This is a genomic window from Albidovulum sp. (genome assembly GCF_049646345.1).
GTDB lineage: Bacteria > Pseudomonadota > Alphaproteobacteria > Rhodobacterales > Rhodobacteraceae > Albidovulum.
The window spans coordinates 1-2,815 of record NZ_JBARVQ010000138.1; the positions used below are offsets into that span (position 1 = coordinate 1).

Below are 2,815 nucleotides of genomic sequence, written 5' to 3' on the forward strand. Positions count from 1 at the left end.
GTGACGAAAAGCTCAAGGTGATCCGGGCGCTCGAGCCGGTCAACCTGCATCACATCGTGCGCGGCCAGTATGACAAGACCCCGAGCGAACCGTCTTTCCGCGAGGATGCAGGGGATCCCAAGACCCGGACCGAGAGTTTCGTGGCGCTGAAGTGCCACATCTCGAACTGGCGCTGGGCCGGGACGCCCTTCTACCTGCGCACAGGCAAGAAATTGCGGACGCGGACATCCGAAATCGCGGTGGTCTTCAAGGATGCGCCGCACCTGATCTTTGGGCAGGAGGCCGGCCGTCACCGCAATATCCTGTCGATCCGCTTGCAACCCAACGAAGGCATGACGCTTGGCGTTACCATCAAGGAGCCGGGACCAGGTGGGATGCGGCTGATCGACGTTCCACTGGACATGGCTTTTGCCGATGCATTGGGGGATGAGATCGAAGATGTGCCGGACGCTTACGAACGGCTGATCATGGATGTGATCCGCGGCAACCAGACGCTTTTCATGCGCGGCGATGAAGTCGAGGCGGCCTGGGCCTGGACTGATCCGATCATCCAGGGCTGGGAGGACCGCCACGACGTGCCCAAACCCTATGATGTTGGAAGCTCGGGGCCGGAGGATGCCGGCATGATGATGCATCGCGACGGGCGCCGCTGGAGGGAGCTTCGCGAATGAACGTCATAGAATATGCTGACCGCGAAATGATGATGATCGAGGTTGCCAATGAGGTGGCGGGCCAGTTGGCGGAGGCGACCAGGATCGGCGAGACGCCATTGTTCGTGGTGCCGGGGGGAACCACGCCGGGGCCGATATTCGATACGCTGTCGGCTGTCGATCTGCATTGGGATCAGGTTCGGGTCATGCTGAGTGACGAACGCTGGGTACCAGAAACGTCTGAGCGGTCGAATACCGGGCTATTGCGTCGGCGTCTGCTTGTCGACCGTGCGGCGGCGGCGCACTATCTGCCGCTCTACGCCGAGGCTGAAGCTCCGGAAGATCGGTTGGAAGAGCTTGCCGCGGCGATCGCGCCACATCTGCCTATCACGGTGCTCTTGCTTGGCATGGGGGCCGATATGCACACTGCCTCGCTGTTTCCGGGGGCCGATCGGCTGGCAGAGGCCATGTCGGACGATGCACCGGTTCTCGTGCCGATGCGCGCGCCCGGCGCGCCGGAGCCGCGCGTCACGCTGAGCGCGCCGGTGCTGGCCGGAGCGATCCACACCCATATCGTGATCACCGGGCGGGAAAAACTCGATGCGCTGCGAAAGGCGCGCAGCATTGACGACCCGATGCTGGCGCCGGTCTCGGTGGTGCTGGGTGAAGCAACCGTTCACTGGGCGGAGTAGAGAGATGAGTTGGAAGGCGCTGCACGACAAGCACGACGCGGTCAGGGACCGGGCGATCCTTAGTCTGTTCGATGACGGCCGGGCGGAAGATTTCTCGGCCCTGGCAGATGGGCTGCTGTTTGATTATTCGAAGACGAATATCGATGCCGAGACCCGCCAGCTTCTGATCGGGCTGACCGAGGCCGCCGGGCTGGCTGAACGCCGGGACGCGATGTTTGGCGGTCGGAAGATCAACGAAACCGAGGGGCGCGCGGTGCTTCACACCGCGTTGCGCAACCTTGATGGCGGAACGGTTCTGGTGGATGGCGCGGATGTCATGCCAGCGGTCCTGAACACCTTGGAACGGATGGAGGCCTTTGCCGGCGGCCTTCGCACGGGCGCAATCAGCCCGCCGGGTGGGGGCAGTTTCACCGACGTGGTCAATATTGGTATCGGTGGATCCGATCTGGGCCCGGCGATGGCCGTCCTTGCGCTTGCGCCGTATCATGACGGGCCGAGATGCCATTTCGTATCGAACGTCGATGGCGCCCATGTGCATGATGTCCTGAGGGGGCTCGACCCGGCCACGACGCTGGTCATCATCGCCTCCAAGACCTTCACCACGATCGAAACGATGACCAATGCTGATACAGCGCGCGCTTGGCTTTCGGCCGGAGTGGGCGAAGCGCAGATCGGCGGACATATGGCAGCGCTGTCTTCGGCTGTTGATAAGACAACGGCCTATGGCATTGATCCAGAGTGCGTTTTTGGATTCGAGGACTGGGTCGGCGGGCGCTATTCGGTCTGGGGTCCGATCGGGCTGTCGTTGATGATTGCGGTCGGAGCGGGCGATTTTCGTGATTTCCTGCGCGGCGGGCAGGCGATGGACCGGCATTTTCAAAGCGCTGAACCATCGCGGAACCTGCCGGTGATGCTGGCCCTGACCGGTATCTGGCACAACCAGATCTGCGGCTATGCGACCCGCGCGGTCTTGCCGTATGAACAGCGTCTGTTGCGGCTACCGGCCTATTTGCAGCAGCTTGAAATGGAATCGAACGGCAAGCGCGTGTCGATGGATGGTGCCGATCTCGTGATGAACTCGGGGCCCGTCGTCTGGGGCGAGCCGGGAACGAATGGACAGCACGCGTTCTACCAGTTGATCCATCAGGGAACGCGGGTGATCCCCTGCGAATTCATGGTGGGCGTTCAGGGGCACGAACCGGAACTCATGCACCAGCATCGATTGCTGATCGCAAATTGTCTGGCGCAGTCAGAGGCGCTGTTGCGTGGCAGAACGCTGGAGGAGGCCCGGGCGATCATGGCGTCCCGTGGTCTGGTCGACCCGGAGCTTGACCGGCAGGCGCGCCACCGGGTTTTCCCCGGGAACCGGCCGTCTGTGACGCTGGTCTATCCGGTCCTGACACCTTTCGTGCTGGGCCAGATCATAGCCCTTTACGAGCACCGCGTGTTTGTTGAAGGCGTGATCCTTGGGAT

The 2,815-nt window shown here is 62.3% G+C and carries 2 protein-coding genes and 1 pseudogene; all 3 read left to right on the forward strand.

The window, feature by feature from the left end:
• A pseudogene (locus WBB85_RS03420) lies at positions 1-671 on the forward strand (glucose-6-phosphate dehydrogenase); the annotation flags it as partial.
• The gene (gene pgl / locus WBB85_RS03425) at positions 668-1,342 is read left to right on the forward strand and encodes a 6-phosphogluconolactonase (protein WP_432637218.1); all 675 of its coding nucleotides are present in this window, start codon (positions 668-670) and stop codon (positions 1,340-1,342) included. The pseudogene WBB85_RS03420 and the gene pgl, both read left to right, overlap by 4 nt.
• Before the next feature lie 4 nt (positions 1,343-1,346).
• Positions 1,347-2,815, forward strand: a 1,469-nt coding sequence (gene pgi / locus WBB85_RS03430; RefSeq protein WP_432637219.1) for a glucose-6-phosphate isomerase, incomplete at its 3' end; no start/stop codon positions are given.

Bases quoted from the DNA above. Each gene is read 5' to 3' on its own strand.
- pgl (WP_432637218.1), top strand. From the start codon at position 668: ATGAACGTCATAGAATATGCTGACCGCGAAATGATGATGATCGAGGTT.